Source organism: Thalassospira sp. UBA1131 (assembly GCF_002311515.1).
Taxonomy (GTDB): domain Bacteria; phylum Pseudomonadota; class Alphaproteobacteria; order Rhodospirillales; family Thalassospiraceae; genus Thalassospira.
In genome coordinates this window covers 142,873-144,043 of record NZ_DCAO01000036.1, presented here as the reverse complement: position 1 = coordinate 144,043, position 1,171 = coordinate 142,873, and the positions used below count along the sequence as shown (strand labels likewise).

The following is a 1,171-nucleotide window of genomic DNA, read 5'->3' as shown; positions in this document are numbered from 1 at the left end:
ATGTCTGTTCGCGGACTTATGGTTTGTGGTGTTGCTCTTTGGGCAATGGCTGTACTTGGTAATGTGCTGTTTGGGGTGAACTTGACGCTAAACCCATCGCCTTACATTGCGCCAGAAATGCCGGTTTCGGTGGTTCTGGCGACCGGCAGTTTTGCCGATGTAATGGCGGTGCGTCTTGAGAGTTGGGCAAGTTTCCAGCTCTATTGTCTTTGGAGCAACTATTTGCTTGTTGCTGCTGCCATGGTTTCGGGGCTTGCTTCCGCGCGGTTTTGTGAGGAATATGGCTTTGATGCTCTTGTTGCCAAATTACGCACCATTGCGGCGTTTGCCGCTTTTCCGGGAATTGCAGGAAGCCTTCTTTACGGGGCGCTTGCATCGCTGCCCGCAGCATTTGAGCCAGAGCGCTTCTTTATGATGACATTGGTTTTGCGCCCGCTGTTTGCGGTACCATTGTCCATCGTTCTTGTTGCATATGGTCTTGTCGCTTTTCGCGCAAGGATTTGTAGCAATTTGGTTGCATTCATTGCGCCTGCTGGCCGCATGTCGCTCACGATCTATTTGGGAATGTCATTGGCTATGGGATTGGTATTCTTTGGTTACGGTGCCGGTATACACAATCAGGTTCGTTTGGCTGATTGTTTGTGGATTTCAGTCGTGATGTATCTGGGGTGGATCGTTTTTGCCAAGCTTTGGTTCCACTTCGCATCACGCGGACCGCTTGAATTGATTTTGGCGGTTCTCACAAGGCCGAACTCCCGGCAAGGAGTTGTGTCGGTTAGCAGTTAAGCTACAATAGTCGGAAATGCAAAAGGGCGCCAGTTTGGCGCCCTTTACCTTTTCTGTTCAGAGGATTGGCCTAAGCCGTGGCTTAACTGGTTGTCCCAGCATCGATTGCCTGTTCCAAATCTGCCAGAAGGTCAGACGGGTTTTCCAGCCCGCAGTAGATGCGCACAAGTTGCCGGTCCAACTGGAAATGACGAAACGCACTGATTTCATATTTCTGGTGAAGTACCGCAGCAGCGGGAACGATCAGGCTTTCGGGACCACCCCAACTTACGCCTAACCTGAATGTTCGAAGGGTGTTGCTGAAATTTCGAATGTCGACCGTCTCATCGAGAATGATGGAAAACAGGCTCGAATGGCCATGTAATGTGCGTTTCCCAGCATGGTT

General features: G+C 50.6%; 2 protein-coding genes. One reads left to right on the top strand and one right to left on the bottom strand.

All coding sequences use genetic code 11. The features are described from left to right. The coding region (locus tag B3Z49_RS05765; protein ID WP_296988818.1) for a DUF418 domain-containing protein at window positions 1-786 on the top strand (786 nt) is incomplete at its 5' end. 82 nt (window positions 787-868) lie between these two features. Here B3Z49_RS05765 and B3Z49_RS05760 read toward each other — a convergent pair. Beyond that, a partial coding sequence (locus B3Z49_RS05760; RefSeq protein ID WP_296988815.1) for a PLP-dependent transferase occupies window positions 869-1,171 on the bottom strand: 303 nt, incomplete at its 5' end.